A 16434-nucleotide genomic window follows, 5' to 3' on the forward strand; every position below is an offset into this window, starting at 1 on the left:
AACCCGTGACGCTCTGCGTCACAGCATCGCTCGAACTGACACCGGGTGTAGGCGGAACGCGGAGCGTCCCAAGAGGCATTCCCACGCAGAGCGTGGGAACGATCAGCAAAACGCCAACCCGAAGGTTGGCGTTCTGTTTAGCGTGGCACTACCGGCTTGCGCGTCGGCTTCGGCCCTTTGCCTTTGGCCGCATCCTTGCGCTCCTTGGCCGCCTGTTGATTGCGGGCGAACGCGGCGGCCTTGGCCTGTTCACGCTTGTCCCAGGGATTGCCGCCATCACTGGCACGCGGCGGCAGGCCGGTGTGCTGGGTGAGGATCTTGGTGGTCTTCTCTTTCGCGACCTTGTGGCTGCCGGCCGGGGTCGAGTTCTTGCGACGGGCGCTCTGGTAGCTGTCAGTCGCTGGCTGATGCGCAGGGATCAGTTGATCCTTGCCCGGCCCGATCAGATCGGCGCGGCCCATGCGCACCAGCGCTTCACGCAGCATCGGCCACCCTTTCGGGTCGTGATAACGCAAGAACGCCTTGTGCAGACGGCGCTGCTCTTCGCTCTTGACGATGGTCACGCCGTCGCTCTTGTACGTCACCTTGCGCAACGGATTCTTGCCCGAGTGGTACATGGCGGTGGCGGTCGCCATCGGCGACGGGTAGAACGCCTGCACCTGGTCGGCGCGGAAGCCGTTGCCCTTGAGCCACAAGGCGAGGTTCATCATGTCTTCGTCGGTGGTGCCCGGGTGCGCGGCGATGAAGTATGGAATCAGGTACTGCTCCTTGCCCGCTTCCTTGGTGTACTTCTCGAACATGCGCTTGAACTTGTCATAGCTGCCGATGCCCGGTTTCATCATCTGGTTGAGCGGACCTTCCTCGGTGTGTTCCGGGGCGATCTTCAGATAACCGCCGACGTGGTGGGTCACCAGCTCCTTGACGTATTCCGGCGACTCGACCGCGAGGTCGTAACGCAGGCCGGATGCGATCAGGATCTTCTTCACGCCAGGCAACGCACGGGCACTGCGATACAGCTGAATCAGCGACGAGTGGTCGGTGTTCAGGTTCGGACAGATCCCCGGGAACACGCAGGAAGGCTTGCGGCACGCGGATTCGATTTCCGGACTCTTGCAGGCGATGCGATACATGTTCGCGGTCGGGCCGCCGAGATCGGAAATCACACCGGTGAAGCCCGGGACCTTGTCGCGGATCTCTTCGATTTCACGAATGATCGACTCTTCGGAACGGTTCTGGATGATCCGACCTTCATGCTCGGTAATCGAGCAGAAAGTGCAGCCGCCGAAGCAGCCGCGCATGATGTTCACAGAGAAACGGATCATGTCGTAGGCCGGGATCTTTTCCTTGCCGTACGCCGGGTGCGGAACGCGGGCGTAAGGCATGCCGAACACGTAGTCCATTTCTTCGGTGGTCATCGGAATCGGCGGCGGGTTGAACCAGACATCGACCTCGCCATGCTTCTGCACCAGCGCGCGGGCGTTGCCCGGGTTGGTTTCCAGGTGCAGCACTCGGTTGGCGTGAGCATACAGAACCGGGTCGTTGCGGACCTTTTCCATCGACGGCAGCCGGATAACGGTCTTGTCGCGGGTCATGCGCGGGCTGGCCAGGATCTGCACAACCTTGGCTTCCTGCGGATCTTCGACCGGCCCCTTTTCCTGCTCGATGGCGCAGGCCTGGGTGTCTTGCGTGTTGACGTACGGGTTGATGATCTTGTCGACCTTGCCCGGACGGTCGATGCGCGTCGAGTCGACTTCGTACCAGCCTTGCGGCGTGTCACGACGGATGAACGCGGTGCCGCGCACATCGGTAATGTCTTCGATCTTGTGGCCCCACGACAGACGCTGGGCCACTTCGACGATGGCGCGCTCGGCGTTGCCGTACAGCAGAATGTCGGCGCTGGCGTCGATCAGGATCGAGTTACGCACGCGATCCTGCCAATAGTCATAGTGAGCGATGCGGCGCAGCGAAGCTTCGATGCCGCCAAGCACGATCGGCACGTGCTTGTACGCTTCTTTGCAGCGCTGGCTGTAGACCAGGCTCGCGCGGTCCGGACGCTTGCCGGCCATGCCACCCGGGGTGTAGGCATCATCGGAGCGGATTTTCTTGTCCGCGGTGTAGCGGTTGATCATCGAGTCCATGTTGCCGGCCGCGACGCCGAAGAACAGGTTCGGCTCGCCGAGCTTCATGAAATCGTCTTTGGACTGCCAGTTGGGCTGGGCAATGATCCCGACGCGGAAGCCTTGCGACTCCAGCAGCCGGCCGATGATTGCCATGCCGAACGACGGATGATCGACGTAGGCATCTCCGGTAACAATGATGATGTCACACGAATCCCAGCCAAGCTGATCCATCTCCTCCCTGCTCATCGGCAGGAATGGCGCTGGCCCGAAACATTCGGCCCAATATTTTGGATAGTCAAATAACGGCTTGGCTGCTTGCATGTCGACGACCGGTGTTGAAGTGAAAAATCGCGGGCGCGGAATATAGCACAAATTTTGACCAATTCCGACGGTAATGGTCGGTTTCTCGATGAAGCCGTCCGCCACGTCAAACTGCCCGGAAGATGACACGTTTTACCGGAACGCACGACACACAGAACGGCAAGGAAGCCGACCACCCGTCGAGATCCGTTCGTGCGGATATCACGGCGTGAACGTTAAAGGATGACAGGCAATGCCACTCAAGCCGCCCGCTCGGGGCAAAACCACTGTCGAGGTGCACGTCCAGCCCAGGCCCGGTCCCGACAGCCCGACAATCCGGCCCGATTATCCGTCGCCTCACGGCGGCGGGTCGGTGCACTGGATTCCCACACGGACGTCGACAGGCGGCCGGACAACCGCGGGCACAGACCTTGACGCCATCACGCCTGCGCCTGCGCCTGCGCGGGTGACGGTCAACGCCACAACCGAACCCGGGCCTGCACCTGCGATGGTTGCACGTCCGTTGAAGGATTACTGGATACACCCCTCGATCGTGCTGCCGGCCCCGAATGCCGACGGTATTTCGGTTTACAGGGGACGCCACTACGTGAACGTGCCAGAAAATGGCGCCGTACAGGTGGCTCTGGACCCTGTCTCCGGCCTCTACCAGGCGAAGCTGCCCAACGAGCTGAACCCTTCCGGGCCGAAGCTGCAATCCGATCCCGAAAGCAGAGTCTGGCGACCGGTCGAACAATTGTCGCCCGCGACCTACCCGTTATCTGCGGCACGCTTGCAGCGATTTCGCAGCGACCTCGATGTCAGCGACCTGGCACCGGACAGTAATGGCCTGTATTCCACCAACGGGAAACTTTACGCGGTTATCGAGAACCACACCTATCAAATGCTGCACGATCTTGACGCGTCGTCGCCGCACACGACAGTGATGCGCATCGTCCGCCCGGAAGACCCGATCGCCACGCACGAGCACAATGTGTATGTCGCAACACGTGACGGCAGCTCGGAGCCGGTCGTTTTCGACTCTCGCCACGGTTGGCAGGGCATTGTTGTGCCAGGTGCCGCCGGAATGCGGCGCAGTGCAGCGCCCGAACAATTAATAGTTCAGCGCCTGGAAGTGGCGAGCAAGCTTGAACAATTCACCGAGACCATCAATAAAGATCACGATGAAAATCAGCGACTGATAGCTGCATGGATGACCGCAAGGGATTCACAAGGCAATCGAGCCGACATCGTCAAAAACGAAAAACAGGCACTGCGTGAGCGCAAATCACACAATAAGCAAGAGCTGGCGAGGCTTGATGAGGCCTATAACTACTACACAGACAACAAGTCCGTCATAAAGGCTCTCATTACAGAAGCCGTCTACAACCAGAGCGTCATTGCGCTGCAAAAAAGGCAAATGCTCGCCTATCAACAACTGGTCGAATGCAGCCTGACGCGCCGGGCACTCGAGGGCCCTTTGCTCGACGTCCACCCAGACAGGCTCCAGGGGACCATAGACTTCCTGACCCGGATAATCAGCCGGATGAAGGCGCGACAAAGGATTGCCGATAATCTGATTAAAAAATGGCGGCTCTCGCCTGACGACTTGAGTGGCGACATCCTTTCACCCATGGATACTCATAACGTCGTCGCTTCGTGGGTCCTGGCCAAAAGCCTGACGCTGGACAACCCCCAATCGACCGGTACCGCCCCGCAGGCTTCTGAGCTGGCGGCGCAGTTTGGTCAGGCAACGTTTATATATGGCGCACTCGACAGGATTCCAGACGGCTCGCGCCCTGCCGTTCTGAGCGAGCTGTCGGGGCAATGCGCCGCCATCCGTGACTGGTACGAGCGACTGGACCTGGCACCTGGCCCGCTACAACTCGCCTCACGCGATGAAATTATCACGCAACTTAACCTGTTCGAAGAAACGCTCGCGCGTCGCCTGAAACGCTATCACGAGAAACAGACTGAGCGTCCAGCGCTGCCCTTCCACGAACAACCAATTGATTTCGACTTCATCCCGCCACAAGACAGAAGCGGCACCGCCCCCCGGCCCAGGCGTATTTTTCGAGCCAAAAAGCACGGCGTCTACAAGATCAATGTCGGCGAATCACGACACACTGCGCAGGGCGCAGAGATTATTGAGGTCCGTAATCCCCTTAACCCCGATCAGCCTATACAGACCTATGAACGAAGGGCCGGCGAATGGCAACCGGTGCGGACGCCCCCGCAAAAGGAGCTGCCCAGGCTTATCCAGGAAGCCCGCCAGCATCTGGCGCAATCGGACGCGCATGTACAGGCGGCCCTGAACGAAGAGCGCCGGAAAAACAATCCGGACAACATCGTCGAAATGCTCGAGAGCAAAGCTAATGTGCTGGATGACCTTGTCCTGGAGCTTCAGCTTTTTGAGCAGACCGACCCTAATGCCGGCGACCTGATAAAAAGCTTGAAGGGAGACGGTGAGCGCCTGCGCCAGGAAGGCGAAAACATTCGCCTGCGGATCTACAAGGACAAAAACTTTTTGAGCGCCGAACGGCTGATTTATCTGATCGACAAGGGACAGGTTCGTGTAGTTGAAAACCACCACCGGTCACCACGAGGCAAGGGCCAGAGCAAAGAGTTTCTCGACATCTACTCAATCCACGATGTCACCGATGGAAAAGTGCTCTGGCACGCGCATTTTCACTACGCGACCGAGCAAGCCCCAAAGTCGGACTTCAACGTGCGCGGCGCCCACCTGAAAACCCTTGAGCAGAGTCAGAAAGGGCGTTTATCACAACGCAAAGAAGAAATGGAAGGCCGCAAACACACCGCCATCTGGCGCGAACAACTCGACGGACGCACCGCGCAAAGAATTTTCGAGCTGGAGGTGCGTTCCCGAGCCGGTGCAGCCTCCACCTCCTCGCAAACGACACACTAACCCACGCGGTCCAGTCGCCGATTGAACGGCGCTGATGCAATCATTGTTTCAAGGATGAACAACACATGGCAGTAAAGCCCTCCACCCGAGTCAATGTCTCGGTCGATGTCCACGCGCCACCGAAGAACCCGGTCGACGGGCATCTGTCCGACACGCCGGTCCGCACCGGCCCTGGCCTGACCACGACGACACGCAATCCGCCACGCACGGACAGCCCGACCGGAACCGCTGACCTGGATGCCATCCTGCCCGCACCCGCAGTAACGGTCAGCGAGCAGCCCCTGACCGTTACGCCTACGACATCCCCGACGGCGCCGCTGGAGCAATACACACTCAGTGCAAACGCTGCGTTGCCGAACGCCGATGTCGAGGGCTTCAGGATTTTCAAGGGACGCCGCTACGTCGACCTGAACGACGGCCGTGTCGTGCAAGTAGCACAAGACCCGGACACGGGGCTGTACCGGGCCAGACTGCCGAGCGAACTGACGCCTTCGGGACCGACGCTGATTCGCGACCGTGACAGCAGGCGCTGGAGATCAATGAATGACAACGATGCCATCGCACCATTGACCGGTACACGTCTGCAGGCCTTCGGCACGGATCTGGATTTCAGCACTGCCACTGCCGACGGCGACGGCGTGTTCCACCATGACGGCAAGCTTTACGTGGTTATCGACAACCGCGGTTATCAGGTCTTGCAGGATCTCGATGCGTCCACGCCGGCGCAAAAAGTCTGGCGTATCGCCCGGTCCCCAGATCCGGTCGCGGCCGACAGTAGCAACGTCTATCACGCCAGTCGCATTGGCCAAACGCTGGCCATTACGCGCAATCCGGCCCACATCTGGGTCGCTGCCCACCCCGGACTCAGCGGTGGCATGCGGCGTAATCCACAACCGCAAGTGAGCGTCGCCGAGCTGCAGATCATGTACACGGCCATGGCCGCGGCCCACGGTGACTTGAAGCACTCGGCGGCCCGGTACAACACGCTCTTCGCCGAGTCACGGCAACAGGCCGAGGGCAGTGACGCGAAGACCGCCGCGCTGGTCGCCGTCGAGATACAGCTGATCAGGCACGTCAAGCTCCAGACGGCCTTCGTACAGTCGTTTATCGACAACAAGGACGGCCTGATCCGCGTTAAAACCAGAGCCCTCTACAACGAAGAATTGCACACCTTCCAGCTGGAGCGAGTCGAGTACCTCAACCGGTTGATGGCGGTGATGGATTTGAGGATCAGGCCCACGGTCACGGCACTGACCGCTGACAACTTCAAGAAAATCATCACACACATGAACAAGAAGCTGAAGCTGCTCGAAGACCGCCAAGGGGTCATCGATCAGCTGAGCAAAGCCGCCCCGCGCACCAGTTTTCAGTTCGACGAAGATTTCAACGCTGTTCCGGACTTCGACCTGGTCAACCGTAACAAGCTGACCGCCTATCTTTGTCTACTCTCGGACAATCCCGGGAACCCGCCGGCAAAAGGCATGCAAACCTTGCTGGCGATTGACCTGTTCGCCAACGATCTGAACAACATTGCCGAACCGCAACAGCCAATGGCACTGATGCTGGCCGACAGTCAGATCAGGGCGGAAAAACAGCACTTTGCGTCACTGTTGTCCTCCGCCAGCCCTGAGAACGCGGGGTATCTCAAAGAAATCATCAGTCTTATCGAGCCGTTCGAGCAGCGCATCGACAGCAAACTGAGCGATATCTTCGCCACGTTCCGCCGTCGTGGCGAGCCACTCAGCCTCGATCAGGATATCGATTTCGACTTTGTTCCCAAGCAGACGCTCAGCACCGAAACGGCGACGCCCGCCCCTGCGCGCAAAGTCTTTCGCACGCGCCAGCACGGTCTTTACAAAGTGCTGGTGGGTGAAAAGGAAGTCGCTGCGGATGGCAACATCACCGTTAAAGTGGCGGATCCGTTCCGCCCCGATGGCAAGCCGCAACGCTACGAAAAACGTCAGGGCGAATGGCTGCCGGTGCGTCCGCAGACTGCCGAAACGCCCAAGCCCCTGCTTGTTGCGCAGGCGCACCGTTTGCTCAGCGACGTCGCCGGCCACCTTGCCGAGGCCAAGACTCGGGAATCGCGACATGACAATCCCACAGACATTCTCGAATACCTGGGCAAGGCCGCCGACCGGCTCAGTGAGCATGCTCATCAGTTAGCCCATCACCCGGAGGCCGCCGCTGACGCTGAGCTCACGAGCCTCACCGATCGTCTGCGCAGCGCAGGCGATTCGCTGAGCGCCGAAGGCCAACGGGTTCTGGTGCGCATGTACAAAAACCGGGACGTGCTGGACATCATGCGCCTGAACTATTTACTCGATCATGCAGCACTCAGCGTGACCCGCACCGTAGAGCGCAAACAAATCGGCAAAGGCCGCGACAAGTCGTTCCTGGACGTTTATTCCATCAGCGACCGCGCCGATGACGCGCCACTGTGGGAGGCGCATTTCCACTATGACAAACACGACAGCCTGGCCCTCAACTTCACGGTCAAGGGCGGTCACCTCAAAACGCTTGAACAGGCCGGACGGGGCACATCCTCCCAGCGCCGGGATGAGCAGGCCGGTCTGCCCCATGTGGCGATCTGGCGCGAAACGATCGACGGTCGCACGGCCCGCAAAATATTCGATCTGGCGACATGAAGTCGCCAGGCATGTAACCAGCCGATTCAGCCCTGCAGTGCTGACGTCGAACATCAGGCAATGACGCCGAATGTCCCTTCAGTGCGCCACTCGCGCAACTGACGGGACCATCTTTTCAAGGACATGAAAGTGAAAAACAAACCACCCGTCAGAGAGACCACCACAGTCGAAGTCAGCCCGGGGGTGACGACACGACCCACTCCCCATTCGCGAGAATTCGACCCCCACGCGCGGACAGACACGGGTTCACTTGCCATTTCACGCGAGAATCTGCCGACATCGACAAGGACCGCTAACGAGGCCGAGCTGGATGCCATCCTTCCCGCGCCGCGAGTGACCGTCAACGAATTCGATCTGCCCGCACAACCGCCTGCCACGCCTGCACCACAACCTCTTGAACACTACCGGGTACCTGCCACCGCACGGCTTCCAGCTCCCGACGAACGAGGCCTGCGGACATTCAAGGGACGCCACTATGTCGACTTGCCCGACGGCTTGGTCGTACAGGTCGCGACGGACGCGCAAACGGGTCTGGTACGCGCCACCCTGGCCAACGAACGACTACCCTCCGGCCCGGAGCTGGTGCGCGATGCCATCAGCGGACGCTGGGAAGTGCGCAGCGACCTGGAGCCGATCCTCTTCCCGCTGTCCGAAGGTCGGCTGGAAGCGTTCCGGACTGCACTGGATTTTACCGGCGTCGAACCTGGCGGCGACGGTACGTTTCACCACGATAACAAGCTCTATGTGGTCATCGGTGAGCACGCCTATCAGGTTCTGCACGATGCTGACTCGTCATCACCGTCAGTACCGGTGCTGCGGATCGTGCGCACTGAAGATCCGGTTGCCCATGACGAAGGCAACCGGTACGTGGCCTCCCGCCCGGGTCGCTCGCAAGCGATCGTTCGCGACCCTCGCGACGGCTGGGTCGGCGTCAACGTGGCTGGGGCAGGCGGCATGCGCCGTGGCGAACCGCAACGAACGCTGTCGCAACGACTGGCGGACCGGTTTGCCACGCTTGCCAACCGCCTGCACAGCCCGGAGTCGCGCGTGCGAAAGCTGTTTCCGACGTTTGACGAGCAGCAGATCGCTGCCTTTGTGCGTTCGCTGGGGGACGATGTCACAGGTGCACTGACGCGGCGTGAAGCCGATTACAAAACCCTGAAAAACGCTCTGCAGGACTGGACCGATACCAACGCGCAATCGCCGGCCATCAAGGCGTGGGCGCAACGGGTTGCCCTGGAGATCAAACGCTGCTGGCGCCATGAGACCGGCGCGATCCTGAAGCTGACTGGCGCCAGCGCGACGCTGCCGGCACTGACAGCAGATTTCAGCCACGTGCGCACGCTGGAGCTGAACGGGATCCTTTGGTCAGGCACTGGCGAAACGTTTCTTAACGGTTTTTCCGGCCTGCAACGCCTGTCCATCACCGACTGTGGACTGGATAAGCTGCCCGCAGCCATGACCCGAATGCCCGATCTGCAGACCCTGGATCTGCATGCCAATCGCCTGGAGTTCGACGAACAATCCGCCGCCGCCCTGGGCACGATGGTGACTCTGGAGCACATCGACCTGTCCGCTAACCCGTTGGGCAGACACCCTGACTTCAGCGGCATGTCGCGACTCAAGACACTGAATCTGCGTAGCACGCAATTGGAGCAATGGCCCATCGGCCTGACGCAGCACAGCGGCCTCGAGCGGCTCGACCTCCGCGACAATCTACTGCGCGAGGTGCCTGACGCACTCGTCGCGCCGGCTGCTGATCAGTTTGAACGGATCTACCGGATCAACGCCGTCACGCTGATCGAACGCAACGATTTTCCTGCCGGTTACTGGAAAACGCTGGAAGCATTCTGGCAACGCGTGGCAGCCGCCCCGTCGCATCCGGGCATCGCCCCCCTGCCGGGCGCGTTCAGACTCGACAGTGACATTCCCGAAGTGGCGATGGTGCAACGGCTGTATCCGGATAAAACCCCGCAAGAGGCCAGAGCCTACTTAATCGCCTTGGGCGACGATGCAGATACGCTCCTGGCGCAACGGATCGAACAACTGGATTTGCTCGAATCTCAGTTGCAAGGTTATGTCGCGGCCCAAGAGACCGGCACGGCCAGCGGCAGCACGGGCGAAACATCGGCACGACGCGTCGCCCGGATCATCAAGGCATGCTGGCTCGACGATTCCGTGCAAACGTTGAGGATCACCGCAGGTAGCGGTCCGCTCCCGGCGTTGACGCTGGACTTCAGCCATGTAAAGCGACTCGACCTCTTGTCCATCACCTGGTCGGATGACGCCGACACTTTTCTCGGCAACTTTCCCAATCTGGAGCAGCTGTCCATCAACCAGTGCGGGCTGAAGACGTTACCCGCCGTGGTGGGTGGAATGCACTCTCTGCGCCGCCTGGACCTGAGCGCCAACCGCATTGAACTGGATGAGCCAGGCGCGGCCACACTCAGCGCGCTGAGCCGTCTGACGATCATTGATCTGTCCCATAACCCGTCACTCAGTCTGAGTCCGGACTTCAGCGCGATGGCTGGCTTGATTTCGGTGAACATGAACAACACCGGCATCCGTCATTGGCCGACCGGGCTGGAGGACAAATCTGCCCTGACGGGCCTGGACCTGCGCAATAACCGCTTGCGGGAGGTGCCAGGCCATCTGCTTGAGCCGACGCTTGAAAAAATGCCAGGCATCGCCCGGATAAACGGCGCGACACTGCTGCTGGGCAACGATTTCCCGTCCGACTACTGGCGCCACTTCGACGCCTACTGGCGCCAACTGAGCGACGCCTATCCGGAGCTGATGGACCCTCTACGTCCTGATGCCTTCGACAGTGAAAACTCGCTGGCGCAGCGCTATAAAAAACTGTTCCCGGCTAAAAGCATCAAGGCCTGCCGGGAGTTCCTCTGGAATCTGGAAGCGGATAGCGTCAACGGGCGGCTGGAGGCTCTGGAACAGGAGTTCGGCCAGTTGAAAAGTCAGCTCGATGATTGGGTATTTTCCGGAGGCGGCAATCGCCAGCGCTACGTTCGCGCCAATCAGTTACAGATCAACGCTCAGACCCGCAACGACCGTACAGCGGCACGGGATCGCATCATCGCCTGCTGGCGCCGGGAAACCGCGCAAAAGCACGCCGTCGATGGCACGCCGATTGGCCTGGAGCTGGACCTCAGCGGTCTGATACTGCCGACCCTGCCGGACCTGAGCATCGACTTCAGCCACGTCGGCTCACTCAATCTGGCCCGAATGAACCTGGCTGAATCCCCGGAAGGTTTTCTGACGCGCTTTCGGCATCTGCGCTGGCTGGACATGTCGAACAACCGGCTCAGGGAACTGCCGCCGGCCGTTGGGGAAATGCATGCAATGACGCGCCTGTTTCTCCACGGCAACCAGCTCCAGCTGACCGATGAGACGGCCGCGATCCTCGCCGGGCGGGTTACGCTCAGGGCGCTTTGGCTCAACAACAACCCGCAATTGGGCGTCTTGCCGGATTTCAGCCAGATAACGGACATGCGTTCGATCGATCTGTCGACCACGGGCATTTCCAGCTGGCCCAGGGGGCTGTTCGACCAGCCACTGCTGGACTCCATCAACCTGAGCCACAACCGGATCACCACCATTCCGGACTTCGTCACCGCGCCGCCTGCCGATCGCCTGGCGCAATCGGTGCGGGCCAACAACAGCACGCGGGTGACCAATAACCCGCTCGTCGACACCACTGCCGCCCAACTGGCAGGCTATGTTCAACGGCTCAGAGACGCAGGGCTGGCATTGAACCGTGGCCCCAACCTGGTCACGTCCTCACAGCTCGTGGCACGCCAACCCGATCGCAATCCTCTGGAGCTGCGTGAGCAATGGATTAGCGGACTCTCCGCCGACGAGGTCGCCGCACGGCGAGCGCAATGGCGGATGTTGCGCGAGCTGGAAGGGTCTGACGGTTTTTTCAACATTATCGAAAGCCGTTCCGGTCATGCTGACTTTCGACGTCAGGTCTGGGAAGTGATCGATGTCATGACCGACAACGATGCGCAATCACGGGCGCTGCGCAGAGAGCTGTTTGATCGAGCTTGCGAAGCGGGTTGTACCGACCTCGCGGCAGCGACCTTTACCGATTTGCAAATCCTCGCGGTAACCCACAAGGCACGTATGCAGGCCCGCCAGGATAAGAACGGAGCGCCACTGGTGACATTGTCCAGAGGGTTGTTCCGCCTGAAACAGGTGGATGACATCGCCGCCGCGCACGTCGCCTCCAGCCGGTTAATTATCAACGATCCGGCAACATCCGAGGCACAGCGCAACGTTCATCGTCGCCGCATACGCGATCAGCATGAAGTGACCATGGCGTATCGCTTCGGCCTGAAGGACCGGCTGCAATTACCGTTTCAGCCACAGTCACTGACTTTTATCCTGATGGCCGAGGTGACGCCGGGCATGCTTGAGGCCGCCTATAACAAGGTGATAGTTCTGAATGATTCACCTGAGGAATTTCAGGCGTTGGTGTCCATGGACTTCTGGCAGGATTTCGTCATTTACAAATACCAGACGCAATTCGAAGCCAGTCGGCAGCCCTTTCAGGACCGGCAAGCCGCACTGGACAGCCAGTATGCTCAGGAGCAACTGACCGAAGCCCAGTACATTGCACAGACCAACGATGGGCAGGCACAACTGGCGATTGCCGAAGCGGCGCTGATTCAGGAACTGACCCGGCAAGAGCTGCAACCTCGTACCACCGTCGAGACATCGCCTGCCGATGAATCGGCGGCTCAGACGTCTGCCTGAGCCGGCGGTATCAGGCAACGAGACGGCTGGCCGAATGTCTTCGGCCAGCCGTCACTCGTCGTCGTCGAAGTTGTAGCTGCCCGGGGCGAGGTTTTCGAAGCGCGTGTATTTGCCGATGAAGGCCAGGCGAATAAAACCGATCGGGCCGTTCCGCTGTTTGCCGATGATGATTTCGGCGATGCCCTTGTGTTCGGTCTCCGGGTGATACACCTCGTCGCGGTAGACGAACATGATCACGTCGGCGTCCTGCTCGATCGCTCCGGATTCACGCAAGTCGGAGTTCACCGGGCGCTTGTTCGGGCGCTGTTCGAGGGAACGGTTGAGCTGCGACAGGGCAACCACCGGGCAGTTGAATTCCTTGGCCAGGGCTTTCAGGGAACGGGAAATCTCGGAAATTTCGTTGGTCCGGTTGTCACCGCTCGAACCGGGGATCTGCATCAGTTGCAGGTAGTCGATCATGATCAGGCCGACATCGCCGTGTTCACGCACCAGACGTCGGGTCCGCGCGCGCATTTCCGAGGGACTGATACCGGCGGTGTCGTCGATGAACAGTTTGCGATCGTTGAGCAGATTGACTGCGGAAGTCAGGCGTGGCCAATCGTCATCTTCCAGTTGACCGGAACGCACCTTGGTCTGGTCGATACGGCCGAGCGAAGACAGCATACGCATGATCAGCGATTCGCCTGGCATCTCGAGGGAGTACACGAGGACGGCTTTTTCGCTGCGCAGCACGGCGTTTTCCACCAGGTTCATCGCGAACGTCGTTTTGCCCATCGATGGACGGCCGGCGACGATGATCAGGTCGGACGGTTGCAGGCCGCTGGTTTTCTCGTCGAGGTCGGTGTAACCGGTAGACAGGCCGGTAATGGCGTTGTCGGTGTTGAACAGGGTGTCGATGCGGTCGATAGCCTTGGTCAACAACTCGTTGACGCCGACCGGGCCGCCGGTCTTCGGTCGCGCTTCGGCGATCTGGAATATCTGCCGTTCGGCTTCGTCGAGGATCTCTTCGGCGGTGCGGCCTTCAGGGTTGAACGCGCTGTCGGCGATCTCGGTGCTGATACCGATCAACTGACGCAAGGTCGCCCGCTGGCGGACGATCTGCGCATAGGCCTTGATGTTGGCGACAGACGGCGTGTTTTTCGCCAGTTCGCCCAGGTAACCGAGACCGCCGACTTGCGAGGTCTGGCCTTCCTTGTCCAGTTGCTCGGCGAGGGTCACGACGTCGATCGGCGAGTTCTGATCGGCCAGTTTGGCGATCGCACGGAAGATCAGACGGTGGTCATGCCGGTAGAAGTCGCCGTCGGAGACTTGATCGAGCACACGTTCCCAGGCGTTGTTGTCCAGCATCAGACCACCGAGTACGGCCTGTTCGGCCTCGATGGAATGCGGCGGCACCTTCAGGGCAGCGGTTTGCAGATCGTATTGCTCGGGAGCGGAGATATCGTTCATGGCCACTTGAGAATTAGGTAAAAAGCAGGAGTTTCAGAAAGACAAAGGGCACGACCTGTAAACAGGATCGTGCCCGATGTTAACCGTCTGACGGGCAAGCCGCCAGCCGATCCGTGTTGCTTAAGCTGCTACCACGACAACGCGTACGGTGGCTTCAACTTCGGCGTGCAGGTGCACGGCCACGTCGAATTCACCCACGTTGCGGATGGTGCCGTTCGGCAGACGAACTTCGCTCTTCGCAACTTCAACGCCGGAGGCGGTCAGTGCGTCAGCGATGTCGTGAGTACCGATCGAACCGAACAGCTTGCCTTCGTCGCCAGCGGTGGCAGTGATAGTCACTTCCAGCTCGGCCAGTTGGGCAGCACGGCTTTCAGCCGATGCTTTACGGTCTGCGGCAGCTTTTTCCAGCTCGGCGCGACGCTCTTCGAACGCAGCCAGGTTGGCAGCGGTCGCAGCGGTAGCCTTGCCGAAAGGCAGCAGGTAGTTACGGCCGTAACCGGCCTTAACGTTTACTTTGTCGCCCAGGTTGCCCAGGTTGGCGATTTTTTCCAGAAGGATCAGTTGCATGTGAAAATCCTCTAACTTTTAACCTTCACCGTTCGCGCTGTCGGTGTCTTTCGACACGTGACGACCGCGAAAATCAATCAGGCTGTCGACAATGGCCAGAACCACGAGCAACGGATAGATCAGCTGCATGAACAACAGCAGCGTGACGTACAACCCCACCAGCCAGAAACCGGCCAGTCGCTTCTGCCCGACCAGCCCGTGAATCAGGGCGAGTCCGGCGAACACCAGCGGTACACTGCACAACGGCGTCAACATGGCCATCTGTGCACCGAGATTCGGGCCCAGAAGCATCAACGCCAGCAGCAACATCGCCGGCCCCAGCGGGATCCGGATGGCGCGAAACTCACGACCAAAACCACCCGGGTTGTACAACAACGCCTGCCAATGCCGCCCGACAATCAGGCTCAGCACGCTGACGATCTGCAACAAAGCCGCAATCAGTCCGGTCAGGACCGGTGCAATCAGGGACGCGAAACGCGCTTGCTCATCGACCGACAATTGCTTGTAGGTCTCACCGAGAAGCGCTGGCATGACCTTTATAAGGGCCTGCGCGAGCATCTCGATCTGGGCCGCAAACGCGACGCCGAGCACCACTGAAAACACCACCCCGATCGCCACGCTGACCAGCAGCGTACGGACCCAGGATTCGCTTGCGCGCAAAACCAACGCAAGCCCCGAAGAACCCAGCAGCACCAGAAGTGCCCGTGGGTCATCGGCATACAGCCACCAGATCAATGCCGGCAGCAGTCCCAGGGACAGAACGCCGAGGGCGTCCGTCAATCCGCGCCGCAGCAGCACAAGGCTCCCGGCGGCGGCACCCAACCAATACAACAACGGCAATGTTGCACACCCGGCCACTACGAGAGTGGCCTGCAGGCGGCCGCGCATGATGAACTCAGCTAAGGCACGCATGCATTCAATCCTTTGCTACTTGTCGACTGCCCGGTCTCAGCGGCCGTGGCTGTCGGTGTAGGCCAGCAGGGCCAGGAAGCGGGCGCGCTTGATAGCGGTGGCCAGCTGACGCTGATAACGAGCTTTGGTACCGGTGATGCGGCTTGGAACGATTTTGCCGGTCTCGGATACGTAAGCTTTCAGAGTGTTGAGATCTTTGTAATCGATCTCTTTCACGTCTTCAGCGGTGAAGCGGCAGAATTTACGACGACGGAAGAAACGTGCCATTTGATAGGCTCCTTAATAAGGTCCGTGGATTACTCGTCAGCGTTATCGCTGTCGTTCTCTTCGCCTTCAGCGCTTTCAGCGCCTTCGTGCTCAGGACGATCGCGACGCTCACGGCGCTCACTGCGGTTTTCTTCAGCCTTGAGCATCTCGGACTGGCCGGTAACGGCTTCGTCGCGACGGATGACCAGGTTACGGATCACTGCATCGTTGTAGCGGAAGTTGTCTTCCAGCTCGGCCAGGGCCTTGCCAGTGCACTCAACGTTCAGCATCACGTAGTGAGCCTTGTGAACATTGTTGATTGCGTAGGCCAGTTGACGACGGCCCCAGTCTTCCAGACGGTGGATTTTGCCGCCGTCTTCTTCGATCAGCTTGGTGTAACGCTCAACCATGCCGCCGACTTGCTCGCTCTGATCCGGGTGGACCAGAAAGATGATTTCGTAATGACGCATGAATGCTCCTTACGGGTTGTAGCCTG

The 16434-nt window shown here is 59.9% G+C and carries 9 protein-coding genes; 3 read left to right on the top strand and 6 right to left on the bottom strand.

The window, feature by feature from the left end:
- Positions 1 to 137: 137 nt before the first annotated feature.
- Positions 138 to 2441: a YgiQ family radical SAM protein gene (locus HU765_RS16180; protein WP_186621680.1), complete on the bottom strand. Its 2304-nt coding sequence runs from the start codon at positions 2439 to 2441 to the stop codon at positions 138 to 140.
- A gap of 232 nt (positions 2442 to 2673) precedes the next feature.
- Here HU765_RS16180 and HU765_RS16185 point away from each other — a divergent pair, with 232 nt between their 5' ends.
- The 3 genes from HU765_RS16185 to HU765_RS16195 all read left to right on the top strand — a co-directional run bounded on the left by HU765_RS16185 (position 2674) and on the right by HU765_RS16195 (position 12764).
- Complete coding sequence (locus tag HU765_RS16185; RefSeq protein WP_186621682.1) at positions 2674 to 5343, top strand: hypothetical protein; 2670 nt, start codon at positions 2674 to 2676, stop codon at positions 5341 to 5343.
- 65 nt (positions 5344 to 5408) lie between these two features.
- The gene (locus HU765_RS16190; protein WP_238344713.1) at positions 5409 to 7991 is read left to right on the top strand and encodes a hypothetical protein; all 2583 of its coding nucleotides are present in this window, start codon (positions 5409 to 5411) and stop codon (positions 7989 to 7991) included.
- 333 nt (positions 7992 to 8324) lie between these two features.
- Positions 8325 to 12764 (top strand): NEL-type E3 ubiquitin ligase domain-containing protein, encoded by a 4440-nt coding sequence (locus tag HU765_RS16195; protein WP_346727532.1) that lies wholly within the window; start codon positions 8325 to 8327, stop codon positions 12762 to 12764.
- Between the two features lie 51 nt (positions 12765 to 12815).
- On the opposite strand, the gene dnaB is transcribed toward HU765_RS16195, so the two are convergent.
- The 5 genes from dnaB to rpsF all read right to left on the bottom strand — a co-directional run bounded on the left by dnaB (position 12816) and on the right by rpsF (position 16408).
- Positions 12816 to 14213 (bottom strand): replicative DNA helicase, encoded by a 1398-nt coding sequence (gene dnaB / locus HU765_RS16200; RefSeq protein WP_186547633.1) that lies wholly within the window; start codon positions 14211 to 14213, stop codon positions 12816 to 12818.
- A gap of 120 nt (positions 14214 to 14333) precedes the next feature.
- A complete protein-coding gene (rplI, locus tag HU765_RS16205; protein WP_003186385.1) occupies positions 14334 to 14780 on the bottom strand; it encodes a 50S ribosomal protein L9 in 447 nt (148 codons plus the stop codon).
- A gap of 18 nt (positions 14781 to 14798) precedes the next feature.
- The gene (locus HU765_RS16210) at positions 14799 to 15692 is read right to left on the bottom strand and encodes a hypothetical protein (RefSeq protein ID WP_186547635.1); all 894 of its coding nucleotides are present in this window, start codon (positions 15690 to 15692) and stop codon (positions 14799 to 14801) included.
- 36 nt (positions 15693 to 15728) lie between these two features.
- Positions 15729 to 15959, bottom strand: coding sequence for a 30S ribosomal protein S18 (rpsR, locus tag HU765_RS16215; RefSeq protein ID WP_002551829.1), 231 nt, complete (start codon positions 15957 to 15959; stop codon positions 15729 to 15731).
- 29 nt (positions 15960 to 15988) lie between these two features.
- Complete coding sequence (rpsF, locus tag HU765_RS16220; protein WP_007915844.1) at positions 15989 to 16408, bottom strand: 30S ribosomal protein S6; 420 nt, start codon at positions 16406 to 16408, stop codon at positions 15989 to 15991.
- Positions 16409 to 16434 lie beyond the last annotated feature (26 nt).

The sequence above is a fragment of the Pseudomonas sp. SWRI81 genome (genome assembly GCF_014268545.1).
In the GTDB taxonomy this organism is placed as follows: Bacteria; Pseudomonadota; Gammaproteobacteria; order Pseudomonadales; family Pseudomonadaceae; genus Aquipseudomonas; species Aquipseudomonas hamedanensis.

Coding starts and splice junctions, on each gene's coding strand:
- rpsR (WP_002551829.1), bottom strand. CDS start 15,959: ATGGCACGTTTCTTCCGTCGTCGTAAATTCTGCCGCTTCACCGCTGAA.
- rplI (WP_003186385.1), bottom strand. CDS start 14,780: ATGCAACTGATCCTTCTGGAAAAAATCGCCAACCTGGGCAACCTGGGC.
- HU765_RS16190 (WP_238344713.1), top strand. CDS start 5,409: ATGGCAGTAAAGCCCTCCACCCGAGTCAATGTCTCGGTCGATGTCCAC.
- rpsF (WP_007915844.1), bottom strand. CDS start 16,408: ATGCGTCATTACGAAATCATCTTTCTGGTCCACCCGGATCAGAGCGAG.
- HU765_RS16180 (WP_186621680.1), bottom strand. CDS start 2,441: ATGCAAGCAGCCAAGCCGTTATTTGACTATCCAAAATATTGGGCCGAA.
- HU765_RS16210 (WP_186547635.1), bottom strand. CDS start 15,692: ATGCGTGCCTTAGCTGAGTTCATCATGCGCGGCCGCCTGCAGGCCACT.
- HU765_RS16185 (WP_186621682.1), top strand. CDS start 2,674: ATGCCACTCAAGCCGCCCGCTCGGGGCAAAACCACTGTCGAGGTGCAC.
- dnaB (WP_186547633.1), bottom strand. CDS start 14,213: ATGAACGATATCTCCGCTCCCGAGCAATACGATCTGCAAACCGCTGCC.